The sequence below is a fragment of the Paenibacillus sp. Marseille-Q9583 genome (assembly GCF_976954365.1).
The window spans coordinates 1-1,116 of sequence record NZ_CDRJTB010000158.1 but is presented as its reverse complement, the minus strand read 5'-3'; the positions used below and the strand labels follow the sequence as shown (position 1 = coordinate 1,116).

1 protein-coding gene is annotated in these 1,116 nt (G+C 55.5%); it reads left to right on the top strand.

Features of this window, described 5'->3' with window-relative positions:
• Positions 1-12: 12 nt before the first annotated feature.
• The coding region (locus ACWNM1_RS30560) for a condensation domain-containing protein (protein WP_449603932.1) at positions 13-1,116 on the top strand (1,104 nt) is incomplete at its 3' end.

Below are 1,116 nucleotides of genomic sequence, written 5' to 3'. Positions count from 1 at the left end.
GAAATAGAGGCGGTGCTGGCTGAGCATCCGGCAGTACGAGAAGGGGTCGTCATAGCTTTGGAAGAGAACGGGAGCAAGCGTTTGGCGGCATACCTGGTTCTTGACGGAGTCGAACAGGCGCCAGCAGTTGAAGCCTGGCGAGCATGGCTGACAGCCAAGCTGCCGGAGTATATGGTGCCCTCTGTATTTGTCATCATGGACGTTATGCCGCTGACGCCAAACGGGAAGGTGGACCGTAAACGGCTCCCGGTACCCGAGAGCGGCCGGCCGGATCTCGAGTCGGGATATGCAGCCCCACAAACCACGGTAGAGGAAACACTTTTGAAGATTTGGGAGCAGGTGCTCGGGGTGGAGTCTATCGGGGTGGAGGATAACTTCTTTGCCTTGGGCGGAGATTCCATATTAGCCATTCAGGTGGTGTCTAAGAGCATACAAGCCGGGATACGCATCACGCCAAAGCAGTTGTTTCAATATCCAACCGTTCGGCATCTTGCAGGGATGGCGGGAAGCATAGCCATTCGGGCTGAACAAGGATGGGTACAGGGAGCAGTACCGCTGACACCGATCCAACAGTGGTTCTTTAACCAGGAACTGGAGTCAGCCCATCACTGGAACCAATCGCTATTGTTGACGTTAGCCTCTCCGATCAAGACGGAAAAGCTGGAACAGGTGATCAGGAAGCTGATGGAGCATCACGATGCGCTGCGTATGCGGTTTATCCAGACGGAAACAGGCTGGGTGCAGGAGAACCGTGGAGAAATCGAACAAGTTCCGGTGACAACCATAGATCTGTCGGTGTTGGATGAAAATGAGCAGCGGCAGGAGATCGAGCGGATCGCGGGAGAGTGTCAGGGCAGTCTTGATTTGAGTGAGGGACCGCTCCTGCGGGTGGTCTACTTTAACTTAGGGGAACGTCCGGGGAGAATACTCCTGGTGATTCATCATCTGGTAGTTGATGGGGTATCGTGGCGTATCTTGCTGGAAGACCTGCAACTGCTGTACAGCCAAACGGAGCAAGGGCAAGTGCTGGCGCTGCCGGCAAAGACGACGTCGTATCAGGAATGGGCGTTGGGGCTACAGGCGTATGCGGAGACGGAAGAAGCGAAGCGGGAAGCC